Source organism: Pseudomonas sp. DE0010 (assembly GCF_007680745.1).
GTDB lineage: Bacteria > Pseudomonadota > Gammaproteobacteria > Pseudomonadales > Pseudomonadaceae > Aquipseudomonas > Aquipseudomonas parafulva_B.
Genome location: NZ_VEJQ01000024.1, coordinates 25133 through 48000 on the forward strand (window position 1 = coordinate 25133; position 22868 = coordinate 48000).

General features: G+C 62.4%; 17 protein-coding genes and 1 other RNA gene. 11 read left to right on the forward strand and 7 right to left on the reverse strand.

Going from position 1 to position 22868, the window contains the following annotated elements; all coding sequences use genetic code 11:
- Nucleotides 1-147 precede the first annotated feature (147 nt).
- Nucleotides 148-597, forward strand: a complete 450-nt coding sequence (locus FS767_RS17405; protein ID WP_144967040.1) for a DUF2846 domain-containing protein — start codon at nucleotides 148-150, stop codon at nucleotides 595-597.
- 153 nt (nucleotides 598-750) lie between these two features.
- Here the strand turns inward: FS767_RS17405 and ffs are convergent.
- The 5 genes from ffs to FS767_RS17430 all read right to left on the reverse strand — a co-directional run bounded on the left by ffs (nucleotide 751) and on the right by FS767_RS17430 (nucleotide 8866).
- Nucleotides 751-847: signal recognition particle sRNA small type (gene ffs / locus FS767_RS17410), an RNA gene on the reverse strand.
- A gap of 214 nt (nucleotides 848-1061) precedes the next feature.
- Nucleotides 1062-3392 carry an NAD-dependent DNA ligase LigA gene (gene ligA / locus FS767_RS17415; protein WP_144967041.1) on the reverse strand — a complete coding sequence of 777 codons (2331 nt, stop codon included), beginning with the start codon at nucleotides 3390-3392 and terminating at the stop codon, nucleotides 1062-1064.
- Nucleotides 3393-3616: 224 nt separating this feature from the next.
- Nucleotides 3617-4507 carry a cell division protein ZipA gene (gene zipA, locus FS767_RS17420; protein WP_058604802.1) on the reverse strand — a complete coding sequence of 297 codons (891 nt, stop codon included), beginning with the start codon at nucleotides 4505-4507 and terminating at the stop codon, nucleotides 3617-3619.
- Nucleotides 4508-4711: 204 nt separating this feature from the next.
- Nucleotides 4712-8203: a chromosome segregation protein SMC gene (gene smc, locus FS767_RS17425; RefSeq protein ID WP_144967042.1), complete on the reverse strand. Its 3492-nt coding sequence runs from the start codon at nucleotides 8201-8203 to the stop codon at nucleotides 4712-4714.
- 3 nt (nucleotides 8204-8206) lie between these two features.
- Nucleotides 8207-8866, reverse strand: a complete 660-nt coding sequence (locus FS767_RS17430) for a GntR family transcriptional regulator (protein ID WP_144967043.1) — start codon at nucleotides 8864-8866, stop codon at nucleotides 8207-8209.
- 268 nt (nucleotides 8867-9134) lie between these two features.
- On the opposite strand from FS767_RS17430, the gene xdhA reads away from it, so the two are divergent.
- From xdhA to guaD, 4 genes are all read left to right on the forward strand, one after another.
- Nucleotides 9135-10589 carry a xanthine dehydrogenase small subunit gene (xdhA, locus tag FS767_RS17435; protein WP_144967044.1) on the forward strand — a complete coding sequence of 485 codons (1455 nt, stop codon included), beginning with the start codon at nucleotides 9135-9137 and terminating at the stop codon, nucleotides 10587-10589.
- Nucleotides 10582-12978 carry a xanthine dehydrogenase molybdopterin binding subunit gene (gene xdhB / locus FS767_RS17440; RefSeq protein WP_144967045.1) on the forward strand — a complete coding sequence of 799 codons (2397 nt, stop codon included), beginning with the start codon at nucleotides 10582-10584 and terminating at the stop codon, nucleotides 12976-12978. Before xdhA ends, xdhB begins: the two co-directional genes overlap by 8 nt.
- Before the next feature lie 82 nt (nucleotides 12979-13060).
- On the forward strand, nucleotides 13061-13906 hold the full coding sequence (xdhC, locus tag FS767_RS17445; protein WP_144967046.1) for a xanthine dehydrogenase accessory protein XdhC: 846 nt from the start codon (nucleotides 13061-13063) through the stop codon (nucleotides 13904-13906).
- A gap of 10 nt (nucleotides 13907-13916) precedes the next feature.
- The gene (guaD, locus tag FS767_RS17450; protein WP_144967047.1) at nucleotides 13917-15227 is read left to right on the forward strand and encodes a guanine deaminase; all 1311 of its coding nucleotides are present in this window, start codon (nucleotides 13917-13919) and stop codon (nucleotides 15225-15227) included.
- A gap of 30 nt (nucleotides 15228-15257) precedes the next feature.
- On the opposite strand, the gene FS767_RS17455 is transcribed toward guaD, so the two are convergent.
- Nucleotides 15258-16013, reverse strand: coding sequence for a GntR family transcriptional regulator (locus FS767_RS17455; RefSeq protein ID WP_144967048.1), 756 nt, complete (start codon nucleotides 16011-16013; stop codon nucleotides 15258-15260).
- A 299-nt stretch (nucleotides 16014-16312) separates the two neighbouring features.
- Between FS767_RS17455 and FS767_RS17460 the strand changes: the two genes are divergently transcribed.
- Both FS767_RS17460 and FS767_RS17465 read left to right on the forward strand, forming a co-directional pair.
- The gene (locus FS767_RS17460; RefSeq protein ID WP_144967049.1) at nucleotides 16313-17662 is read left to right on the forward strand and encodes an NCS2 family permease; all 1350 of its coding nucleotides are present in this window, start codon (nucleotides 16313-16315) and stop codon (nucleotides 17660-17662) included.
- 145 nt (nucleotides 17663-17807) lie between these two features.
- On the forward strand, nucleotides 17808-18551 hold the full coding sequence (locus tag FS767_RS17465) for an RHS repeat-associated core domain-containing protein (RefSeq protein WP_167338589.1): 744 nt from the start codon (nucleotides 17808-17810) through the stop codon (nucleotides 18549-18551).
- Nucleotides 18552-18621: 70 nt separating this feature from the next.
- Here FS767_RS17465 and uraH read toward each other — a convergent pair whose 3' ends face one another.
- Nucleotides 18622-18975 (reverse strand): hydroxyisourate hydrolase, encoded by a 354-nt coding sequence (uraH, locus tag FS767_RS17470; RefSeq protein ID WP_144967051.1) that lies wholly within the window; start codon nucleotides 18973-18975, stop codon nucleotides 18622-18624.
- A 373-nt stretch (nucleotides 18976-19348) separates the two neighbouring features.
- Between uraH and puuE the strand changes: the two genes are divergently transcribed.
- From puuE to FS767_RS17490, 4 genes are read left to right on the forward strand one after another with little or no spacing between them, the layout of a single operon-like run.
- Nucleotides 19349-20275 carry an allantoinase PuuE gene (puuE, locus tag FS767_RS17475; protein WP_058638548.1) on the forward strand — a complete coding sequence of 309 codons (927 nt, stop codon included), beginning with the start codon at nucleotides 19349-19351 and terminating at the stop codon, nucleotides 20273-20275.
- The gene (gene uraD / locus FS767_RS17480; protein ID WP_144967052.1) at nucleotides 20275-20790 is read left to right on the forward strand and encodes a 2-oxo-4-hydroxy-4-carboxy-5-ureidoimidazoline decarboxylase; all 516 of its coding nucleotides are present in this window, start codon (nucleotides 20275-20277) and stop codon (nucleotides 20788-20790) included. Before puuE ends, uraD begins: the two co-directional genes overlap by 1 nt.
- Nucleotides 20791-20839: 49 nt before the next feature.
- Nucleotides 20840-21343, forward strand: coding sequence for an ureidoglycolate lyase (locus FS767_RS17485; protein WP_023535901.1), 504 nt, complete (start codon nucleotides 20840-20842; stop codon nucleotides 21341-21343).
- A 59-nt stretch (nucleotides 21344-21402) separates the two neighbouring features.
- Nucleotides 21403-22716 carry a urate hydroxylase PuuD gene (locus FS767_RS17490; RefSeq protein ID WP_027915998.1) on the forward strand — a complete coding sequence of 438 codons (1314 nt, stop codon included), beginning with the start codon at nucleotides 21403-21405 and terminating at the stop codon, nucleotides 22714-22716.
- Nucleotides 22717-22868 lie beyond the last annotated feature (152 nt).

Below are 22868 nucleotides of genomic sequence, written 5' to 3' on the forward strand. Positions count from 1 at the left end.
CGGTTTCACCTGCATACCCCCTGAGTGCAACGCCCAAAGCGCTTTGTACTCAAGCCTCGATGCACCGCGAGGCAACATGGCATAATGATATTAATGATGGAGCGAAGCGCTGATCATTCAACATTCATTATCGACAAGGAAATCTCGATGCTGTCTCGCATCAAGCTGTTCGCTACTGCCATCAGCCTCGCCATTTTAACGGGCTGCGCCTCGGTACCCATGGAGAGCCCTGAAGCTGACGCAGCGCTCAAGACTTTTGCAGCACCGCCCGCAGATCAGGCCGGCCTCTATATCTACCGTGATAACTTCGTCGGCAAAGCCCTGAAGAAAATCGTCACTGTCGACGGCAAGATCGTGGGACAAACTGCAAATCGGGTCTACTTCTACCGCCTGGTCACCCCAGGGCTGCACAAGATCGGCACTGAGTCGGAGTTCAGTGACAATGTCATCGACCTGATGGCGGTAGGCGGGAAGAATTACTACATCCGCCAATCAATCAAAGTGGGCGTTTTCGTCGGTGGTGCGAAGTTGGAGGTGGTGCCTGAAAGCGTGGGCCAGGCCCATCTGCAAAAGTGCAAGTTGGCAAAATCGCAGTAACGCCAGCACCTGATGCTGCGTGTGCGATAGTGTGCGCAGCGTTAGAGCCAGTATTCGCAAGGTGGTGTTCGGGCTGCACTTACGACAGAAACGGCAAAGCCTGAGTGGCCAAGCGCTTGGCCTTGGAGAATTCAGGGCCTGAAATGGAGGCGGCCCCGCCAGCCACACCCCGGCACTCGATGTTCCCGCTATGGCTGCTCCCTTCCGGGCCTGACCAGGTTAACGGGTAATCAATGCGGGAGGACCGACAGGGCCACCACTACATGTCTCGCTGAACAGCGAGTGGCGCCATTGTACCGGTCCTGAGCCCAGATACAACCTCTGCAGCAGAAAAAGTCATCATTTCTCAATGACTTGTCTGGCTAGCGCGCGCCACGCGGTCAAACACCTCGCCAGCCACCCCCGCACGCCAAGATGGCCAAGTGCCGACAATCACGCACCGGGCCAACACGGCTCCAGGGTTATCAGACCTCGATGCCCTGCTGGGCAAGAAACGCCACGAACGCCTCTTCATCGAGCACCTTCACGCCCAGCTCGCTGGCCTTGGCCAGCTTCGACCCGGCACCCGGCCCTGCCACCACGCAGTGGGTCTTGCCAGAAACGGACCCCGCCACTTTCGCCCCCAGGCCTTCAAGCTTCTCCTTGGCGATGTCGCGGCTCATGCGTTCCAGGGAGCCGGTCAGCACCCACGTTTGGCCCGCCAGAGGCAGCCCCTCGGCCACCTTCTTCTCGCTGCGCCAGTGCATGCCGAAGGCCAGCAGCTGCGCCTCGATGGCATGGGCCAGACGCTGGTTGGCTTCATCCCTGAAAAACGCGCGTACAGCCTCTGCCTGGCGCGTATTGAGCGCCTGGCGCAGGTCGATGCCGTCGGCGGCGATGATCTTGTCCAGGTTGTCCAGGCGCGCCACCAGCTTTTGCGCGCCGGTCGGCCCTACCGAGGGGATGTCGAGCTTGGCGAGCATGTCGGCCAGGGTGGTACTGGCGGCGAACTCCGCGGCCAGTTCGCCTTCGTCCTGCAACTGCATGCCGCTGTCCAGCAACTGGCGGATGACCTTCTGGTTGTGTTCGTCTTCAAAGAAGTTGTGGATCTCATGGGCCACTTCCAGGCCAATGTCCGGCAGATAAGTGAGCACCTGCGGCAATGCCTGTTGCACGCGCGACAGGCTGCCCAGTGAGCGGGCCAGCACCTTGGCGGTTTCTTCACCGACATCGGGAATGCCCAGGGCATAGATGAAGCGGGCAAGAGTCGGCTGCTTGCTGGCGGCGATGGCATCGAGCAGCTTGCGGCTGGACACTTCGGCAAAACCTTCGAGGCCGACGATTTGGTCGAACGTGAGCGTGTAAAGGTCGGCGGGTGAGGCAATCAGGCCCTCGTCCACCAACTGCTCCACGCTTTTCTCACCCAGCCCGTCGATGTCCATGGCCCGGCGCGACACGTAGTGGATGATCGCCTGCTTGAGCTGCGCCCCACAGGCCAGGCGGCCGACGCAGCGGTACACGGCCCCCTCGCTGGTCACTTCCCTGCCCTTGCTGCGCTTGACCAGCTGAGTGCGCTCCACATGCGAGCCGCACACCGGGCACTGGCTGGGCACCTGCACTTCACGCGCCCCTTCCGGGCGACGCTCCAGCACAACCTGCATCACCTGCGGGATCACATCGCCTGCGCGGCGGATGATGACCGTATCGCCAATGCGCAAGCCCAGGCGAGCGATCTCGTCCATGTTGTGCAAGGTGGCGTTGGACACCGTGACACCGGCGACCTTGACCGGCTTCAGGCGGGCGACTGGGGTGACCGCGCCCGTACGCCCCACCTGGAACTCCACATCCAGCACCTCGGTGAGCTCCTCCATCGCCGGGAATTTATGGGCGATGGCCCAGCGCGGCTCCCGGGCACGGAAACCCAGCTCACGCTGTGCGGCCAGGCTGTTGACCTTGAACACCACGCCATCGATCTCGTAAGGCAGGCTGTTACGCCGCTCGCCGATGTCGCGGTAATAGTCCAGACATTGCTCGATGCCGGCCGCGTGCTTGAGTTCGCGACTGATCGGCAACCCCCATGTCTTGAGCTGCTCCAGCGTGGCGATATGGCTGTCGGCCACAGGTGCGGACACCTGGCCGACACCGTAGCAGCAGAACTCCAGCGGGCGACTGGCAGTGATCTTGGAGTCCAGCTGACGCAGGCTGCCTGCCGCGGCATTGCGCGGGTTGGCGAATGTCTTGCCGCCGAGGTCGGCCTGGGACGCATTGAGCCGGTCGAAGCCGGCCTTGCTCATGAACACCTCGCCCCGCACTTCCAGCACCGCAGGCCAGCCTTGCCCGTGCAGCTTCAAGGGAATGTTGCGCACGGTACGCACGTTGGCGCTGATGTCCTCACCCGTGGTGCCGTCGCCTCGCGTGGCACCCTGCACCAGGTGACCGTCACGGTAGAGCAGGCTGACCGCCAGGCCATCGAGCTTGGGCTCGCAGCTGAAATCCACCGCGCCTGGCTGGTCCAGCCCTTGCGTCACACGGCGACCGAACTCACGCAGGTCAGCCTCTTCGAAGGCATTACCCAAGCTGAGCATGGGGACCTCATGACGAACCTGGCTGAATGCGGCAAGGGCCGCCCCACCTACCCGCTGGGTGGGCGAATCGGGCGTGACCAGGTGGGGATGCTCGGCCTCCAGCGCCTTGAGTTCGTTGAACAGCCGGTCGTACTCGGCGTCGGGCACGCTGGGTTCGTCCAGCACATAGTAGCGGTAGTTGTGCTGGTCGAGTTCGGCACGCAGTTCGTGGATGCGGGTTTCAGCGGTCATTTTGGGCTTCTCTTGCAAAACGAAAGAGCAGCCTGGCAGCCTCTGGAGAGCCAGGTCTCGTCATCGCCTTGTGCCTTAGGCAGCGAGCCCGCTCCACAGGTTCGCCACAGCCTTCAAAGGCTGCGGTGAAACCGTGAAGCGGGCTCGCTTGCCGAAAGCCGAGTCGATGAGCAAGAGGCCTGAACCGACCAGCACGCCCCGAGGCTGCTCTTCGTCTGGATTTATCAGCGCTTCTGGGTCAGCGCACGGCGCTCGAATTCCACGATGCGCTGGCGGTAGTGTTCGATGGTCTGCGCCGTCAACACGCTGCGCTGGTCATCCTTGAGTTCACCGTTGAGCTCATGGGCCAGCTTGCGAGCCGCCGCCACCATGACGTCGAAGGCCTGCTTCGGATGGCGCGGGCCTGGCAGGCCGAGGAAGAAGCTCACCGCACGCGTGCTGAAATGGTCGATGTCATCCAGGTCGAAGATGCCAGGCTTGACGGCATTGGCCATGGAGAACAGCACTTCGCCGTGACCGGCCATGCTCTCGTGACGGTGGAAGATGTCCATCTCGCCGAACCGCAGGCCACTTTCCAGAATGTTCTGCAGCAACGCCGGGCCCTTGAACCCACCCTCGTCACGGGAAATAACGCTGATCACCAGCACTTCCTCGGCCGGCGGCAGCTCCTTGACGCTGTTGTTGGCCGCTGCAGGGGATGGGCTACGCCCCTTGTCCGCCGCGAAGTCGTCCTCGTCGTCGATCACGATATCCGCTTCACGGGAAGGCGCGCTGAAGCCTGCGTCAACGCGCGGCGCTTCTGCAGCCGCCGGGCGTTTGGGCCACTTGCTGACCTTGGCAGGTTTGGGTTCGCGCTCACGGTCCCGGTCCGAGGCACTGAGCGACGGAAGATCACTTTCGTCCAGCTCAGGCTCCCTGTGGGTGTCGAGCACGCGGGGTGGGCCGAGCACTTCGGCACCACCGCCTTCATCGTCCGCCGCATTGGCATAACTGCGGTCCAGACGGAATTTCAACTTACCCTTGCCGCCGCGCATACGGCGCCAGCCGTCGAAAAGAATGCCGGCAATGACAATGATGCCGATAAGGATCAGCCACTCGCGCAGACCGATTTCCATGTAATCCCGTGCCTCTAATGAATATGCTGAAAACAAAGGCTTCAAAGGCCTTTAACACGTGGCGCCAAGCCTATGTTCTGACAGGCGTTTTACCCACGCAGAAAACGAGTGACATAAAGCTAGCACGACCAAAGACAACTTTACACCGTCTGTCTCACATGACAGGGGCATTTCAATGAAGATTGTGCCGTTCGACCACAGGTTTCACGCATCGACCATCGCCATGGCCGCCTCTACATCCACGGCCACCAGGCGCGAACAGCCCGGCTCGTGCATGGTGACCCCCATCAGCTGGTCGGCCATTTCCATGGCGATCTTGTTGTGCGTGATGTAAATGAACTGCACGCTCTCACTCATTTCCTTCACCAGCCGGGCATACCGCCCGACGTTGGCATCGTCCAGCGGTGCGTCGACTTCATCGAGCATGCAGAACGGTGCGGGGTTCAACTTGAAGATGGCAAACACCAGCGCCAAGGCGGTCAGTGCTTTTTCGCCACCGGACAGCAGATGAATGGTGCTGTTCTTCTTGCCCGGTGGTCGCGCCATGATCGTCACCCCTGTATCGAGTAGATCTTCGCCCGTCAGTTCCAGATAAGCGCTGCCACCGCCGAAAACTTTTGGGAAAAGTGCCTGCAATCCGGCATTTATCTGATCAAAGGTATCTTTGAAGCGGTGGCGGGTTTCCTTGTCGATCTTGCGAATGACATTTTCAAGCGTGTCCAGCGCTTCGACCAGGTCAGCATCCTGGGCATCGAGGTAGCGCTTGCGCTCGGACTGCTGTTCGTACTCCTCGATGGCGGCCAGGTTGATCGCGCCCAGCCGCTGGATACGGGCATCGAGTTGCTCCAAGGCCTGCTCGGTGCCGGCCTCGGTAGCGTCGGGCTCTACCGTGGCGAGAACGCCCTGCAAGTCGTAACCGTCGGCGAGCAACTGCTCCTGCAATGTGGTACGCCGCACTTCCAGACCCTGACACTCCAGGCGCAGTTGTTCGAGTTGACCACGCAGCAACTGAGCCTGCTGCTCGGCCTGGGTGCGGCGCTTTTCGGCATCGCGCAGTTCGCGGTCGGCCTCGTCCATTTGCAGGCGTGCCTGGCGCATTTCTTCGTCGACACCCATGCGCCGTTCCAGCAGCTCTTCGAGCTTGAGCCGCAGCTCCTCCAACGGCGCCTCCCCCTCCTCCAGGTTCAGACTCAGTTGCTCCTGCCGCTCGCTCAGCCGGGCCGCTTGCAGTTCCAGGCGTTCCAGGGCCTGACGCGTGGAGTCATGCTGGGCGCGCAGCGACCCCAGGCGCACGGCCAGCTGGTGGGCATGGTCCTTGTGTTGCCTGGCTTCCTGACGAATGCGGTCCAGGCCCTCACGCAGCCGGTCGCGCTGGGCCAGCAGCACTTCGCGCTGATCGGTGTCCTGGGCCATGAGTTCGAGGGCATCCTGCAACAGCAAACGGGCTTCGCCCAGTTGCTCATGCTCGAGGGCGCGCTGCTCGTCGAGCTCAGCCAGCTCTTCTTCCAAACGGCGGCGGCGCAACGCGACCTGTTCGGCACGGGCCCGGTTGGCTGACAAGCTGGCCTTGAGTTCGGCCTGCAGGCGGCTTTCTTCCTGGGCGCGACGGCGTACCTGCTCGCGCTGCGCTTCCAGGTGCTGCTGCCTTTCACGCAGGGTGTGCAGCTGCTGGTCAAGCTGCTGCAGGGCGATGTGCTGCTCACGCTGACTGTGCTCGAGCCGTTCGATCTCCTGACCGCGCGCCAGCACCCCGCTTTCACCGCTGCCACCGCGGCGCACACGAAGGCTGTGGCGGGCGACCCAGTAGCCATCGCGGCTGACCAGGCTTTGCCCTTCGCCCAACGCAGCACGCAAGGCCAAGGCCTCGGCCAGGTCTTCCACGGGCCTGACCTGGCTCAGCCATGGCGCCAGGTCGACGGGGCCCTGTACCTTGTCCAGCAGGCTGCCGGAAGGCACCGCCTGGCTGGCGGAAGCTGCGAGCAGCAGGCTCACATCGCCCTGCTGCAAGCCAGCCAGATCCAACGGTGCAAAGTCGTCCACCAGCACCGCTTGCAAATCGGCGCCCAGCACGGTTTCCACCGCAAGCTCCCACCCGGGCTCCACGCGCAGCGCTTGTGCCAGGCGGGGGCAGTCTGTCAACCCCTGCCCCTGCAACCACTCGCCCACACCAGCACCTGGGTCCAGGGCTGCCTGTTGCAGGGCTTCCAGCGATGCCAGGCGCCCGCCCAGGCGTTGCACATCACCCTGGGCCTGTTGCTGAGCCAGCCCGGCCTCCTGCAGCGCCTGGCGCACCGTTTCCAGGCGCTCGATAACCTCCTCTTCCTCCAGTTGCAGTGCTTCGAGCGACACCTCGCTGCTGGCCAACTGCTCAACCTGCTCCAGCATGGCCGCGTCTTGCGGGTCTTCGCCCAACTGCACCTGTTCGTCGGTGAGTTTGCGCTGACGCTCGGCCAGGCGCTCCAAGCCGCTTTCCAACTGCTGCAAGCGCGCCTGCTGCACTTCGGCCTGGCGACGCGGTTCAGCCGAGCGACTGTTGAAGGTGTCCCACTGCTCCTGCCAACCGTGCATGCCTGATTCGGCCTCTTCCAGCACGGCAGCGCTTTCTTCGGCAGCCGCCAGGGTCAGCGCCTGCTCGGGCTCGAGCATGGCCAGTTCTTCTGCCATGGTTGCCAGCAGCGTACGGTCATGCCCCAGGTGCGATTCGGTTTCCTGGCGCGTGCGTTCGGCTTCCTTGAAATCGTCCTGCAACTGGCGCAAACGTTGCTGGCCGTGCTGGATGCTTTGCTCGACCCGGGCGATGTCGCCGGCCACCGAGTAGAACCGGGCCTGCACCTGGTTGAAGCGCTCGGACAGCTCATGATGACCGTCACGCAGCCGCTCGATGCTGGCATCGGCATTGCGCTGCTCGGCCACCAGCGCCTCGAAGGACACATCCTGGTTACCGATCACCGACTGACGCTGACGAACCCGTTCGTCCAGCTCGCGCCAGCGCAACGCCGCCAGGCGCGCCTTGAGCTGGCGTTCCTGCGCCTTGTATTCACGGTATTTCTCCGCCGCCTGGGCCTGGCGGTGCAGCCGTTCGAGCTGGCGTTCCAGCTCCTCGCGCAGGTCGGTCAGGCGCGCCAGGTTCTCCTGGGTTCGGCGGATGCGGTTTTCAGTTTCGCGGCGACGCTCCTTGTACTTGGAGATACCCGCCGCTTCCTCGATGAAATTGCGCAGTTCCTCGGGCTTGGCTTCGATCAGCTTGGAGATCATGCCCTGTTCGATGATCGAGTAGCTGCGAGGCCCAAGGCCTGTGCCCAGGAAGATATCGGTGATGTCCCGACGCCTGCACTTGGTGCCGTTGAGGTAATAGCTGTTCTGACTATCGCGAGTCACCTTGCGCCGAATCGAGATCTCGGCGTAGGCGGCATACTCGCCCACAAGGGTAGTCTCGCTGTTGTCGAACACCAGTTCGATGCTGGCTTGGCTGACCGGCTTGCGGCCGCTGGAGCCGTTGAAGATGACGTCGGTCATCGACTCGCCGCGCAGGTTCTTTGCCGAACTTTCGCCCATTACCCAGCGTACGGCGTCGATGATGTTGGACTTGCCACAGCCATTAGGGCCCACGACCGCCGCCATATTGCTCGGGAAGTTGACGGTGGTGGGGTCGACGAAAGACTTGAACCCCGCCAGGCGGATGCATTTGAGGCGCATCGGTCAGGGCCGGGCCAGCGCCGCCAGTACCAGTTCGCAACTGCGCTGGCCATAGGCGGTAAGTACTTCACGAATGCGCGGCAAGTCACGCAGCATCACCGCCTCGAGCAAGTGACCGAACAGGCCCAGGTAGTCGACCATGTTCGCCTGGCGCTGGTCCAGGGACAGGTAATAGGCGCGGCTCATGGCTGGCTGCAGGTTCTCGACGGTTTCCTGCAGGAACGGGTTGTCGGCGAAGGGGTAGGCAGCACGCATCACCTCGAAGCTCTCGGCCACGAACGCCTCGATGTCGCGTGCGGCATGCGCCACATGCAGACGCTGCTGAATGTCCAGAAACGGGCGCAGTTCGTCTTCGCTGCGCCAGCGTTGTGCAACCGCGTTGCCCAGCAGGATGTAAAACTCGCTCATGAGCGTGCACAGGCTGCGCACGCTGCGCTCGTCCAGTTCGGTGACGTGGGCGCCCCGGCGCGGCAATATCGCCACCAGGTGGCGACGTTCAAGGATCAGCAGCGCTTCGCGCACCGAACCCCGGCTGACGTTGAGCGCCTGGGTCACCTTCTGTTCCTGGATACGCTCTGCAGGCGCCAGTTCACCGCGGATGATGCGCTCGGCCAGGTAATCGGCAATCTGCTCGGCGAGGCTGTCCGGGGCCTTGAACGTCATGGTTTTCCTTCAAATCACTGAACGGGACACAAGGGGGCGGATTGTAGCCTACTTGCCCCTGGGAAGCGCAGCGGTGTATCGGGGTTTATTTGACCACCCGGACAGCTGCCGGGCCGGCGCGATCTATGCTTGGTGTAAGCATCATCAACCAGGGTGGGCCGGCCGCCGGACGATTTCCTGACCTTTGAGTCAGAAAAACATTGACCCGCGCGACAGGTGTTGCTTAGAGTCGGCCCAACAACAATAAAACCATTGCGAGGCCATCCCCGTGATCCAGTTTCTCGTCAACCAGGAGCTGCGCAGCGAGCACGCCCTGGACCCGAACATGACCGTGCTGCAATACCTGCGCGAGCAGTTGGGCAAACCCGGCACCAAAGAGGGCTGCGCCAGCGGTGACTGTGGTGCCTGCACCGTGGTGATCGGTGAACTGACCCAGGACGACGCCGGCAACGACGCCTTGCGCTATCGCAGCCTCAACTCATGCCTGACGTTCGTGTCCAGCCTGCACGGCAAGCAACTGATCAGCGTCGAAGGCCTCAAGCACCAAGGCCAGCTACACAGCGTGCAACAAGCCATGGCGGACTGCCATGGATCGCAATGCGGTTTCTGTACGCCAGGCTTTGTGATGTCGTTGTTCGCCCTGCAAAAGAACAGTCAAGGTGCCGACGTGCATCAGGCCCAGGAAGCACTGGCCGGCAACCTGTGCCGCTGCACGGGTTACCGGCCCATCCTCGACGCCGCCCAGCAGAGCTGCCGGCAGCCCTGCCGCGACCAGTTCGATGCCCAGCAAGCGCAGACCATCGCCCGCCTCAAGGCCATTGCACCGTCGCAGACCGGCGAGCTGAACAGTGGCGACAAACGTTGCCTGGTCCCGCTGACCGTCGCCGACCTGGCCGAGCTGTACAGTTCGCACCCCGAAGCCCGGTTGCTGGCAGGCGGTACCGACCTGGCGCTGGAAGTCACGCAAATGCACAAGACCCTGCCGGTGATGATCTACGTGGGGCATGTGGCCGAGCTCAAGCGGATCGAGCAGACCGCCACCCATCTTGAAATCGGTGCCGCTACCCCGCTCACTGACTGCTACCAGGCGTTGAACGCCCAATACCCGGACTTCGGCGCGCTGCTGCATCGCTTCGCTTCGCTGCAGATCCGCAACCAGGGCACCCTGGGCGGCAACATCGGCAACGCTTCGCCCATCGGCGACTCACCGCCCTTGTTGATCGCGCTGGAGGCCCAGGTGGTCCTGCGCCAGGGCGAGCGCCAGCGCACGATGCCGCTGGAAGCCTATTTCATCGACTACCGCATCACCGCCCGGCAGGACAGCGAGTTCATCGAGAAGATCCTGGTACCCCTCGCCCGACACGACTGGACGTTCCGCGCTTATAAGGTTTCCAAGCGCCTGGACGATGATATTTCGGCGGTGTGCGCAGCGTTCAACCTGAGCATCGAGCACGGGGTGGTCAGCGGCGCACGCATCGCCTTCGGCGGCATGGCGGCCATCCCCAAGCGCGCCCGTGCCTGCGAGGCGGCGTTGCTGGGCCAACCCTGGAACAAGGCCAGCGTGGAGCGCGCCTGCCAGGCCCTGGCCGAAGACTTCACCCCGCTCAGCGACTTCCGCGCCAGCCAGCAATACCGCCTGCTGACCGCGCAGAACCTGCTGCGCAAGTACTTCATCGAACTGCAAACGCCGCACATCGAAACCCGGGTGACCGCTTATGTCTAACCATCACGTGCCCGAAAGCCAGGCCGAAATGGCCGACCTGTTCCGCCAGGACCTGACCACCGGGGTCGGGCGCAGCGTCAAGCACGACAGCGCCGACAAGCACGTGTCCGGCGAAGCGCTGTACATCGACGACCGACTGGAATTCCCCAACCAGCTGCACGTCTATGCACGTACCGCAGACCGTGCCCATGCGCGCATCCTGCGCATCGACACCACGCCCTGCTACGCCTTCGAAGGGGTGCGAATCGCGATCACCCATCAGGACATTCCCGGGCTCAAGGACATCGGCCCGGTGGTGGCAGGCGATCCCTTGCTGGCCATCGACAAGGTCGAGTTCTTCGGCCAGCCGGTCCTGGCCGTGGCCGCACGTGACCTGGACACCGCACGCCGCGCCGCCATGGCCGCCGTCATCGAATACGAGGACCTCGAACCGGTGCTCGATGTGGTCCAGGCGCTGCGCAAGCGGCACTTCGTGCTCGACAGCCACACCCATCAGCGCGGCGACAGCGCTGCAGCCCTGGCCAGCGCCCCGCATCGCCTGCAAGGCACCCTGCACATCGGCGGCCAGGAACACTTCTACCTGGAGACCCAGATTTCCTCGGTGATGCCCACCGAAGACGGCGGCATGATCGTCTACTGCTCGACCCAGAACCCCACCGAGGTGCAGAAACTGGTGGCCGAAGTGCTCGATGTGCCCATGAACAAGGTGGTGCTGGACATGCGCCGCATGGGCGGCGGATTTGGCGGCAAGGAGACCCAGGCCGCGAGCCCGGCTTGCCTGTGCGCCGTCATCGCCCGCCTGACCGGGCAACCGACGAAGATGCGCTTGCCGCGGGTCGAGGACATGACCATGACCGGCAAGCGACACCCCTTCTACGTCGAGTACGACGTAGGCTTCGACGACCAGGGTCGCCTGCACGGCATCAACCTGGACCTGGCCGGCAACTGTGGCTACTCCCCGGACCTGTCCGGCTCGATCGTCGACCGCGCCATGTTCCATTCCGACAACGCCTACTACCTGGGCGACGCCACCGTCCACGGGCACCGCTGCAAGACCAACACCGCGTCGAACACGGCCTACCGGGGCTTTGGCGGGCCGCAGGGCATGGTCGCCATCGAGCAGGTGATGGACCACATCGCCAGGCACCTTGGCCGCGACCCGCTGGCCGTGCGCAAGGCCAACTACTATGGCAAGGACGAGCGCAACGTCACCCATTATTACCAGACCGTCGAGCACAACATGCTCGAGGAGATGACCGCCGAGCTTGAAGCCAGCAGTGACTACGCCGAACGGCGGGCGGCCATCGGCCGCTTCAATGCCGGTAGCCCGATCCTGAAAAAAGGCCTGGCGCTGACCCCGGTCAAGTTCGGCATCTCGTTCACTGCCACCTTCCTCAACCAGGCAGGGGCGCTGATCCATATCTACACCGATGGCAGCATCCACCTGAACCACGGCGGCACTGAAATGGGCCAGGGCCTGAACACCAAGGTGGCGCAGGTGGTGGCCCAGGTCTTCCAAGTGGATATCGACCGGATCCAGATCACCGCCACCAACACCGACAAGGTACCCAACACCTCCCCCACCGCCGCTTCCAGTGGGGCTGACTTGAACGGCAAGGCCGCACAGCATGCAGCCGAGATTCTCAAGAAGCGTTTGACCGAATTCGCTGCCAGGCACTACCAGGTCACCGAGGAAGACGTGGAGTTCCGTAATGGCCACGTGCGTGTGCGCGACCAGATCGTCAGCTTCGAGCAGTTGGTGCAGCAGGCTTATTTCGGTCAGGTGTCGCTGTCGAGCACCGGGTTCTACCGCACGCCAAAGATCTTCTATGACCGCAGCCAGGCACGGGGGCGCCCCTTCTACTACTACGCCTTTGGCGCGGCCTGCGTGGAAGTGATCGTCGACACCCTGACCGGCGAGTACAAGATGTTGCGCGCCGACATCCTGCACGATGTGGGCGACTCGCTGAACCCGGCCATCGACATCGGACAGGTCGAGGGAGGGTTCATCCAGGGCATGGGCTGGCTCACCACCGAGGAGCTGGTGTGGAACGCCAAGGGCAAACTCGTGACCAACGGCCCGGCCAGCTACAAGATTCCAGCGGTGGCCGACATGCCGCTGGACATGCGGGTCAAGCTGGTGGAGAACCGCAAGAACCCGGAGGACACGGTGTTCCATTCCAAGGCCGTGGGCGAGCCGCCGTTCATGCTCGGGATCGCCGCCTGGTGCGCGATCAAGGATGCGGTGGCCAGCCTTGCCGACTACCGCGTGCAACCGAACATAGATGCCCCTGCCACGCCGGAGCGGGTGTTGTGGGGCTGCGAGCAGATGCGCAAGGCGGCCACCCTGCAACCTGCGGTGCAGGAACTGGACGCAGTGAACAATTGAAGGTGCGTTGCCTGTTCGGGCCCATTGCCGGCAAGTCGGCGAGAAGGCCCGAACAGGCACCCACAGATGAGGATCTTGCATCATGCACCAATGGATCAACGCCCTGGCCGAACACCAAGCCCGCGGCGAGGCCTGCGTACTGGTGACCATCATCGAAGAACGCGGCTCCACCCCGCGCAATGCCGGTTCGAAGATGGTGGTCAGCGCCTGCGGATCATACGACACCATCGGCGGCGGCCATCTGGAATACAAGGCGCTGCACATCGCCCGGCAGATGCTCGGCGAGCACCGCGGTACCCCGCACCTGGAACGCTTCAGTCTTGGCGCCAGCCTCGGCCAGTGCTGCGGGGGTGTGACGGTGTTGTTGTTCGAACCCATGGCCGCCGTGCAGGCGCAGATCGCCGTGTTCGGCGCGGGCCATGTCGGCCGGGCTCTGGTACCCTTGCTCGCCGCGCTGCCCTGCCGGGTGCGCTGGATCGATTCGCGCGAGCAGGAATTCCCTGCCCAGATTCCCGCCGGCGTGACGCGCGTGGTCAGCGAGGAACCGGTCGACGAAGTGGCAGACCTGCCGCCGGGCAGCTACTGCATCGTCATGACCCATAACCATCAGCTCGACCTGGAGCTGACCGCTGCCATCCTCAAGCGCAACGATTTCACCTGGTTCGGCCTGATCGGCTCGAAGACCAAGCGGGTCAAGTTCGAGCATCGCCTGCGCGAGCGCGGTTTCGACCCCGCCCTGGTGGCGCGCATGCGGTGCCCGATGGGCCTGACCGAGGTCAAGGGCAAGCTGCCCATCGAAATCGCCGTGTCCATCGCCGGCGAAATCATCGCCACCTACAACGCCCGCTTCGGCCAGCACGACGCTGCCGCCAACGCCGGCCCCATTGCCCAGTTGCTGCCGCCTTCACGGCGCAGCCAAGCCATTTGACGAGTGAGATATGACCGTTACCCGCAAAGTCTACCGAGCCGCCATCCTGCACAGCATCGCCGACCCGGCCGAGGTAGGCCTGGACGCTTCCCATGAGTACTTCGAAGACGGCGTGCTTGTGATCGACGGTGGACGCATCCAGGCCGTGGGCCATGCCAGCGACCTGTTGCCGACCCTGGACGCCGACATACCGGTAGAGCACTACCAGGACGCGTTGATCACCCCAGGTTTCATCGACACCCACATCCACTTCCCCCAGACCGGCATGATCGGCTCCTACGGGGAGCAGTTGCTGGACTGGTTGAACACCTACACCTTCCCTTGCGAGAAGCAATTCGCCGACAAGGATCATGCCGACCAGGTGGCGCAGATCTTCCTCAAGGAGCTGCTGCGTAACGGCACCACCACCGCCCTGGTGTTCGGCAGTGTGCACCCCGAATCGGTCAACGCCTTGTTCGAAGCAGCCGAGCGCCTGGACCTGCGCCTGATCGCCGGCAAGGTGATGATGGACCGCAATGCCCCCGATTACCTGACCGACACCGCCGAGTCCGGTTATGCCCAGAGCAAAGCGCTGATCGAGCGCTGGCATGGCAAAGGCCGCCTGCACTACGCCGTCACCCCGCGTTTCGCACCGACCAGCACGCCAGAGCAGCTGGCACGGGCCGGCCAACTGCTCAAGGAACACCCAGGCGTTTACCTGCACACGCACCTGTCGGAGAACCTTCAGGAAATCGACTGGGTCAAGTCGCTGTTCCCCGAACAGAAGGGCTACCTGGATGTGTACGACCACTTCGAACTGCTGGGCGAGCGCTCGGTCTTCGCCCATGGCGTGCACCTGTGCGACGAAGAATGCCAGCGCCTGGCCGAGACGGGCTCGGCGGTCGCGTTCTGCCCCACCTCCAACCTGTTCCTGGGCAGCGGGCTGTTCAACCTGCCTCAGGCGGAGCGCTTCAAGGTCAATGTCGGCCTGGGCACCGACGTGGGCGCCGGCACCAGCTTCTCGCTGCTCAACACGCTCAACGAGGCGTACAAGGTGATGCAACTGCAAGGCGCACGCCTGCACCCTTTCAAGTCGCTCTACCTGGCGACCCTGGGCGGTGCGCGCGCGCTGCGCCTGGATGACCGGATCGGCAGCCTGCGCCCGGGCAATGACGCGGACTTCGTGGTGCTGGACTACAAGGCAACGCCGCTGCTGGACTATCGCCTGCAGCAGTCCAGAAGCATTGAGGAAACGTTGTTCGTGCTGACCACCCTGGGCGACGACCGCACGGTTCGTGAAACCTATGCGGCCGGGCGCTGCGTGCATCAGCGCGAAGGGTAAGGTTCGTTGGGTGCGAGCCCAGGCGAACGGTCAGTTCTTGACCGCGACCTTGGGCTTTTTCAGCAGATGGGAGAACACCGCATGCAGATCGTCCGAGGCGCTCTCCTCGTCCAGGTTCAGCTTGCTGTCGATGTGGTCCATGTGATGCATCATCAGGCTGACGGCCTGGGCGGCGTCACGCGCTTCGATGGCATCGATCAGTTGCAGATGCTCGTCGTACGAGCAGTGGGAACGATTGCCGCTTTCGTACTGGGCGATGATCAGCGAGGTCTGCGATACCAGGCTGCGCTGGAAGCTCACCAGCGGCGCATTGCCCGCCGCTTCGGCAAGCTTGAGGTGAAACTCGCCGGACAGCCGGATGCCGGCGCCGCGATCCCCTCGGGAAAAACTGTCGCGCTCTTCGCGGACCATCTGCCGAAGCTCGGCCAGCTGCTCGGCGGTGGCGTGCTCCACGGCAAGCTCGGTGATGGCACGCTCGACCATGCGCCGCGAGAAGAACACCTGGCGCGCCTCCTCCACGGTTGGGCTGGCGACCACGGCACCCCGATTGGGCCGCAGCAGCACCACGCTCTCATGGGCCAAGCGTGACAGGGCCCGGCGGATGATGGTGCGGCTGACGCCGAAAATCTCGCCCAGCGCCTCTTCGCTGAGCTTGGTGCCCGGCGCCAGACGTTGCTCCAGGATGGCCTCGAAGATGTGCGCATAGACAATGTCGTCCTGGGTACCACTGCGACCGGCCTTGCCAGCACGCGCGGGTTTTTTCAGGGGTTGCAGCTGTTCGTTCATGGGCTCTCGAGGCACGAAGGAAAGTATGGCGTCATTGTACACAGGCTGAGCCGTTTCTGCAGGCGCGCTTTAACGCATATAGCGATTGTTCACCTCACGTGGCATACAAAACATAAAACAGTATTTGCTTTCTTTGTACACAAAAGCATAATCGCTCAGGCAACTTCCTGACCTTCCGGTCAACAATACGCCACGGCACTGCATGCCGCTGGCCAGTTGCCGCCCTCGCGGAGCCGCCAAGTGCATTGCTCAGGACCACGGGCTCCATAACAACAAGAAAGACTTGAGGAGTACTCGCTGTGGAAAGCCGCAAAACCGAAGTCCCTACGCTGGACATCGCCTCACCGCCCGCCACGGGTTGGCTGGAGCGCATTTTCAAACTCAGGCAACACGGCAGTACCGTCAAGACCGAGCTGATCGCCGGGGTGACCACCTTCATCACCATGGCCTACATCATTTTCGTCAACCCCAACATCATGGCCGATGCCGGCATCGATCATGGCGCAGCCTTCGTGGCGACTTGCATCGCCGCCGCCCTTGGCTGCCTGCTCATGGGGCTGTATGCCAACTGGCCAGTGGGCCTGGCCCCGGGCATGGGCCTCAATGCGTTCTTTACCTACACCGTGGTCGGTACCATGGGCTACAACTGGGAAACGGCACTGGGCGCAGTCTTCATCTCCGGCGTGCTGTTCATGTTCCTGACGCTGTCCAAGGTGCGCGAATGGCTGCTCAACAGTATCCCCGTCAGCCTGCGCCACGCCATGGGCGCCGGTGTGGGGCTGTTCCTCGGCCTGATCGGCCTGAAGACCGCAGGCATCATCGTCGACAGCCCCGCCACCCTGATCAAGCTCGGTTCGCTGCATGAGCCAGGCCCGCTGCTGGCGGCAGTGTGTTTTCTGATGATCGCCATCCTCAGCTACAAACGGGTATTCGGTGCGATCCTGATCAGCATCATTGGCGTGACGCTGGCGGGCTGGGGCCTGGGGCTGGTGAAGTTCGGCGGCGTGGTGTCGATGCCGCCCAGCCTGGCGCCGACCTGGATGGCCATGGACGTGGCGGGCGTGTTCAACGTGAGCATGATCAGCGTGGTCCTGGCGTTTCTGTTCGTGCATATGTTCGACACAGCGGGCACGCTGATGGGCGTGGCGCAGCGGGCGAACCTGGTGGCCCCCGACGGCCGTATCGAAAACCTGTCCAAAGCGCTCAAGGCCGACAGTGCTTCGAGCGTGTTCGGCGCCGTAGTCGGCGTGCCGCCGGTCACCAGCTATGTGGAAAGTGCCGCGGGGGTGGCCGCCGGGGGGCGCACCGGCCTGACGGCGGTGGTGGTAGGTGTGCTGTTCATCGCCGCCATGTTCTTTGCACCGCTGGCTGGCATGATCCCCGCCTATGCAACCGCTGGCGCCTTGATCTACGTCGCGATGCTGATGATGGGCAGCATGGCGCACATCAACTGGGACGAGGCGACCGACAGCATTCCGGCAATCGTCACCGTGATCATGATGCCACTGACGTTCTCGGTAGCCGATGGCATTGCGCTGGGTTTCATCACCTACGTGGCGCTTAAAGCCGGTACGGGTAAATACAAGGAGATCTCTGCCAGCCTGTGGGTGCTGTGTGCGATCTTTATTGCCAAGTTCATCTTCCTCTGAAACTTTCGCAACAGCCAAGGGCGCTTCGGCGCCCATTTGTCATTACCGGCGCGATTGGCGTGCAAATCAATCAAACTAGGATTCTTGCCAGGTGCAAACTGAATCGGTGCTTGTTACAAGTGAAAGCCTTTACGGAGGCCTGCCGATGCACATACCTACCTCTGCCTTACCCACCTATACCCCATATGGTCATAGCCTATGGAGCAAGAGCTCATTGGGCTTCAACGGCGAGTTCAGTGATCCGATTTCCCGCCTGTACCCTCTAGGCAAAGGCCACCGGCTCTACGACCCAACGCTGATGAGGTTTCAGAGCCCTGACCACTGGAGTCCATTTGCTCAGGGTGGGCTCAATCCATACGCCTACTGCCAGGGCGATCCGGTGAACATGGCCGACCCGTCGGGTCGAGCGCCCTTGATGTTCAGCGCAATCAAGAAGTGGTGGAGGTCAAGTCATGAGCTCGCGGCCGAAAGCTTGGATGTCACCCGAAAGTCGCTATCGCCAAACCCGCAGTTCATACCTAGCTTCAATGGGGGACGGGCCGTGATCCATGAATACACGAGGAAACTCTCAACCAGTACGCCTTTCATCCACAAGCTTGGCGTGGTCAACAGCAACCTGGCCAGCCACGGTGATAATTCCCTGAGCATCGAGCACGCGCAAGCCTATGTAGACATCGCCGATCGCACTAGACGCGCTAGCATTTCCAACACATCTGCGCATTTACTGGCCAGTCAGGAATGGATGAAGGAACGGGGAGCACCGCGCCTGATCGGCACGAGTTTCAATCTGCTAGGTGCGTTGACCGCAGGCGCGGAAGACCACGCATTGTTCAAGACCGGCAAGTCGTTGGCACATATGCAACAGAGCATTCGTACCGAAACCACCTAGACCTAGGCGAAAAAAAGCCCGCCAGTGTGAGAGCGGGCCAAGGACCTACGAAGATTCGTCTAGCGACCAACTAGCTCCCACGATAGGTCGAATAACTGTACGGCGAAATCAGCAGCGGGACATGGTAGTGCTCCTGCTGCGCATCGATGCCAAAGCGCAATACCACCACATCCAGAAACGGTTGCTCAGGCAACGCCACGCCACGCCCGCGGTAGTAGTCACCGGCACTGAACTGCAGCTGGTAAACACCCGAACGGTAGTCATCGCCTTGCAACAATGGCGCGTCGACGCGGCCATCACTGTTGGTGAGCGCCGAGGTGACCAACGTCAACTGGCTGCCTTCGACACGGTACAACTCCACCTTGATTGCGCTGCCTGGGCAGCCGTGGGCTGCGTCCAGTACGTGAGTGGTCAAACGTCCCATCTGCTTGTCGCCTCTTGTTTGCCAGGGGCAAGTACGCACGCCAGTGATCCGAACCGGGGCAGCATGCGCCTTGAACTGGCCTAATTAAGACATTCGCTAGGAAAATTGTACACAATTTTTTTGCTTTCCCGGTCAAGGGGGGTAACGGGCCATGACACCAGCAGCAATAAAGCGGCGCGCTGCGTTTTCGTCAGGCTTAGCTGACCAAGTGGGCAGGTTTCTTGCAAGGTATCCAGACACGACTCCTGGACAGAAATACGGAAATTCAGACTTACAAAAGAATTCATAAGTTGTATACAATCATCGCATCCGGTGGTGCGACACAGCGACGCGGCCCGCCACCCTGCCCACACGTACAAGAAGGAAGACTGCAGTGAGCGCTGACTACCCTCGCGACATGATCGGTTATGGCAATAACCCTCCTCACCCGCAATGGCCAGGCAACGCCCGCATTGCCCTGTCATTCGTGCTCAACTACGAAGAAGGCGGCGAGCGCAACATCCTGCACGGCGACAAGGAGTCCGAAGCCTTCCTCTCCGAGATGGTCGCTGCCCAGCCGTTGCAGGGCGTGCGCAACCAGAGCATGGAGTCGCTCTACGAATACGGCAGCCGCGCAGGCGTGTGGCGCCTGCTCAAACTGTTCAAGGACAGCGGCATTCCCTTGACCATCTTCGCCGTGGCCATGGCCGCCCAGCGCCACCCCGACGTGATCCGCGCCATGGTCCAGGCCGGCCATGAAATCTGCAGCCACGGCTACCGCTGGATCGACTACCAGTACATGGACGAGGCCCAGGAGCGCGAGCACATGCTCGAAGCCATCCGCATCCTCACCGAAATCACTGGCGAACGCCCGCTGGGCTGGTACACCGGCCGCACCGGTCCCAACACCCGCCGACTGGTCATGGAAGAAGGCGGCTTTCTCTACGACAGCGACACCTATGACGACGACTTGCCCTACTGGGAGCCGAACAACCCCACCGGCAAGCCGCACCTGGTCATTCCCTACACCCTGGACACCAATGACATGCGCTTCACCCAAGTCCAGGGTTTCAACTGTGGCGAGCAGTTCTACCAATACCTCAAGGACGCCTTCGACGTGCTGTACGCCGAGGGCGCCGAGGCGCCGAAGATGCTCTCCATCGGCCTGCACTGCCGCCTGGTCGGTCGGCCGGCACGCCTGGCAGCGCTCAAGCGTTTCGTCGACTACGCCAAAAGCCACGAGCAGGTATGGTTCGCCCGCCGCGTCGACATCGCCCGCCACTGGCAAGCCACCCACCCGTACCAGAAAGAGACCGTCTGATGACCACCTTCAAGACCCTCAAGCCGTCCACCCTCGACCGTGACGCGTTCGTCCACGCCTTCGCCGACATCTACGAGCACTCGCCCTGGGTCGCCGAGAAGGCCTACGACCTCGGTCAACTGGACGAACTGGATAACGTGCACACACTGCACCAGCGTATGAGCGACATCCTGCTGAGCGCACCCCACGCCGACCAATTGGCCTTGATCAACGCCCACCCGGACCTGGCTGGCAAGGCTGCCGTCCAGGGTGAACTGACCGCCTCGAGCACCAACGAACAGGCCGGCGCCGGTATTCACCAATGCACCGCCGAGGAATTTGCGCGCTTCACCTCGCTCAACGAGGCGTACAAGGCCAAGTTCCAGTTCCCGTTCATCATGGCCGTCAAGGGCAGCGACCGGCACCAGATCCTGGCCTCGTTCGAACAGCGCATCCACAACGATGCCAAGGCCGAATTCGCCGAGGCGCTCAAGCAGATCAACCAGATCGCCCTGTTCCGCCTGCAACAGCTGTAAGCGACCGACGATTCTTAACAGAACAACGAACAATAGAAGAGATAACCGCATGCGCACCCTGATGATCGAGCCCCTGACCAAAGAAGCCTTCGCCCCTTTCGGTGACGTGATCGAAACCGACGGCAGCGACCACTTCATGATCAACAACGGCTCGACCATGCGCTTTCACAAGCTCGCCACGGTCGAGACCGCCGAGCCCGAAGACAAGGCGATCATCAGTATTTTCCGCGCCGACGCGTTGGAAATGCCGCTGACCGTACGCATGCTCGAACGCCATCCGCTGGGCAGCCAGGCTTTCATTCCGCTGCTCGGCAACCCCTTTCTGATCGTGGTCGCGCCACTTGGCGATGCACCTGTATCAGGCTTGGTCCGCGCCTTCCGCAGCAACGGCAGGCAGGGCGTCAATTACCATCGCGGCGTCTGGCACCACCCGGTGCTGACGATCGAAAAGCGGGATGACTTCCTGGTGGTTGATCGCAGTGGTTCTGGCAACAACTGCGATGAGCATTACTTCAGCGAGGAACAGATGCTGATCCTCAACCCCCACCAATAAGAAAAGGTCGGTCATGCCAGGGCACTGCCCGCGCCTGTGACCGGCAAGAGGTACATACTGTGGAAGCACACCTTCACGAGTGGCTGAACCTGAGCATTCGCTGGGTTCACATGATCACCGGCGTGGCCTGGATCGGTGCATCGTTCTACTTTGTCTGGCTGGAGAACCACCTGAATCGAAGCAACCCGCGCGATGGGTTGTCAGGTGACCTCTGGGCCATCCATGGCGGTGGTATTTACCACCTGGAAAAATACAAGCTCGCCCCGCCGAAAATGCCCGAGAACCTGCACTGGTTCAAATGGGAAGCCTACTTCACCTGGATGTCCGGCATTGCCCTGCTATGCGTGGTGTTCTACTGGAACCCCACCTTGTACCTGCTGGCACCTGGCAGCACCCTCAGCGGCGCCGAGGGCGTGGCGATCGGTATCGGATCGCTGGTCGTGGGCTGGTTCGTCTACGACTTCCTCTGCGACTCGCCCCTGGGCAAGCGCCCTGCCCTGCTGGGTGCGGTGCTGTTCGTACTGATCATTGCCGCCTGCTGGGGCTTCAGCCTGGTGTTCAGCGGCCGTGGGGCCTACCTGCACACGGGCGCGATCATCGGCACCATCATGGTCGGCAACGTGTTCCGCATCATCATGCCGGCCCAGCGCCAGCTGGTGGCTGCCATCGAGAACAACCAGACCCCGGACCCGGTGTTGCCGGCCAAGGGCCTGCTGCGTTCACGCCACAACAACTACTTCACGCTGCCGGTGCTGTTCATCATGATCAGCAACCACTTCCCCAGCACCTACGGCAGCCAGTACAACTGGCTGATCCTGGCGGGGATCGCAGTGGCGGCGGTGTTGATTCGTCACTACTTCAACACCCGCCACGACAGCAACAAGTACGCCTGGACGCTGCCGGTCGGCGCCCTGGCCATGATCTGCCTGGCCTATGTCACAGGTCCCAAGCCGATGCCGGTCAGCCCGGAACAGGCCGCTGCCAAGATCGAGTACCAGCCGTTGCCAGCCACTGCCGTGGGCGGCAAGACGGCGGCCGAGCGCCGCGCCGAAGACGCGGCCAAGCCCGCCGAACCGGCAGTGCCGGCCGAGGCGACGGCGCAGGCCGGCGGTGACAGCTTCGAGAAGATCCACCACGTCATCCAGGAACGCTGCACCGTGTGCCACTCCTCCAAGCCGACCAGCCCACTGTTCAGTGCCGCCCCAGGTGGCGTGATGTTCGACACCCCGCAACAGATCCAGGCCCAGGCCGCGCGCATCCAGGCGCAAGCGGTTGCCAGCCAGATCATGCCGCTGGGCAACATCACCCAGATGACCACCGAAGAGCGCAAGCTGGTAGGCGACTGGATCGCCAAGGGCGCGCCTGTCAACTGACCGCAATTGGCTACACCGCATAACGTCGTACGCAAGCATCGAGCGCAGGCGCTGGCCCAGGCTTAAAGCAACGCGATCTTCATGTCGAAGATCGCCGCTTGAACCTTGGGCTCGCCCGCCGCTTGGATCCGAGAATAAAAACAAAACTCGAG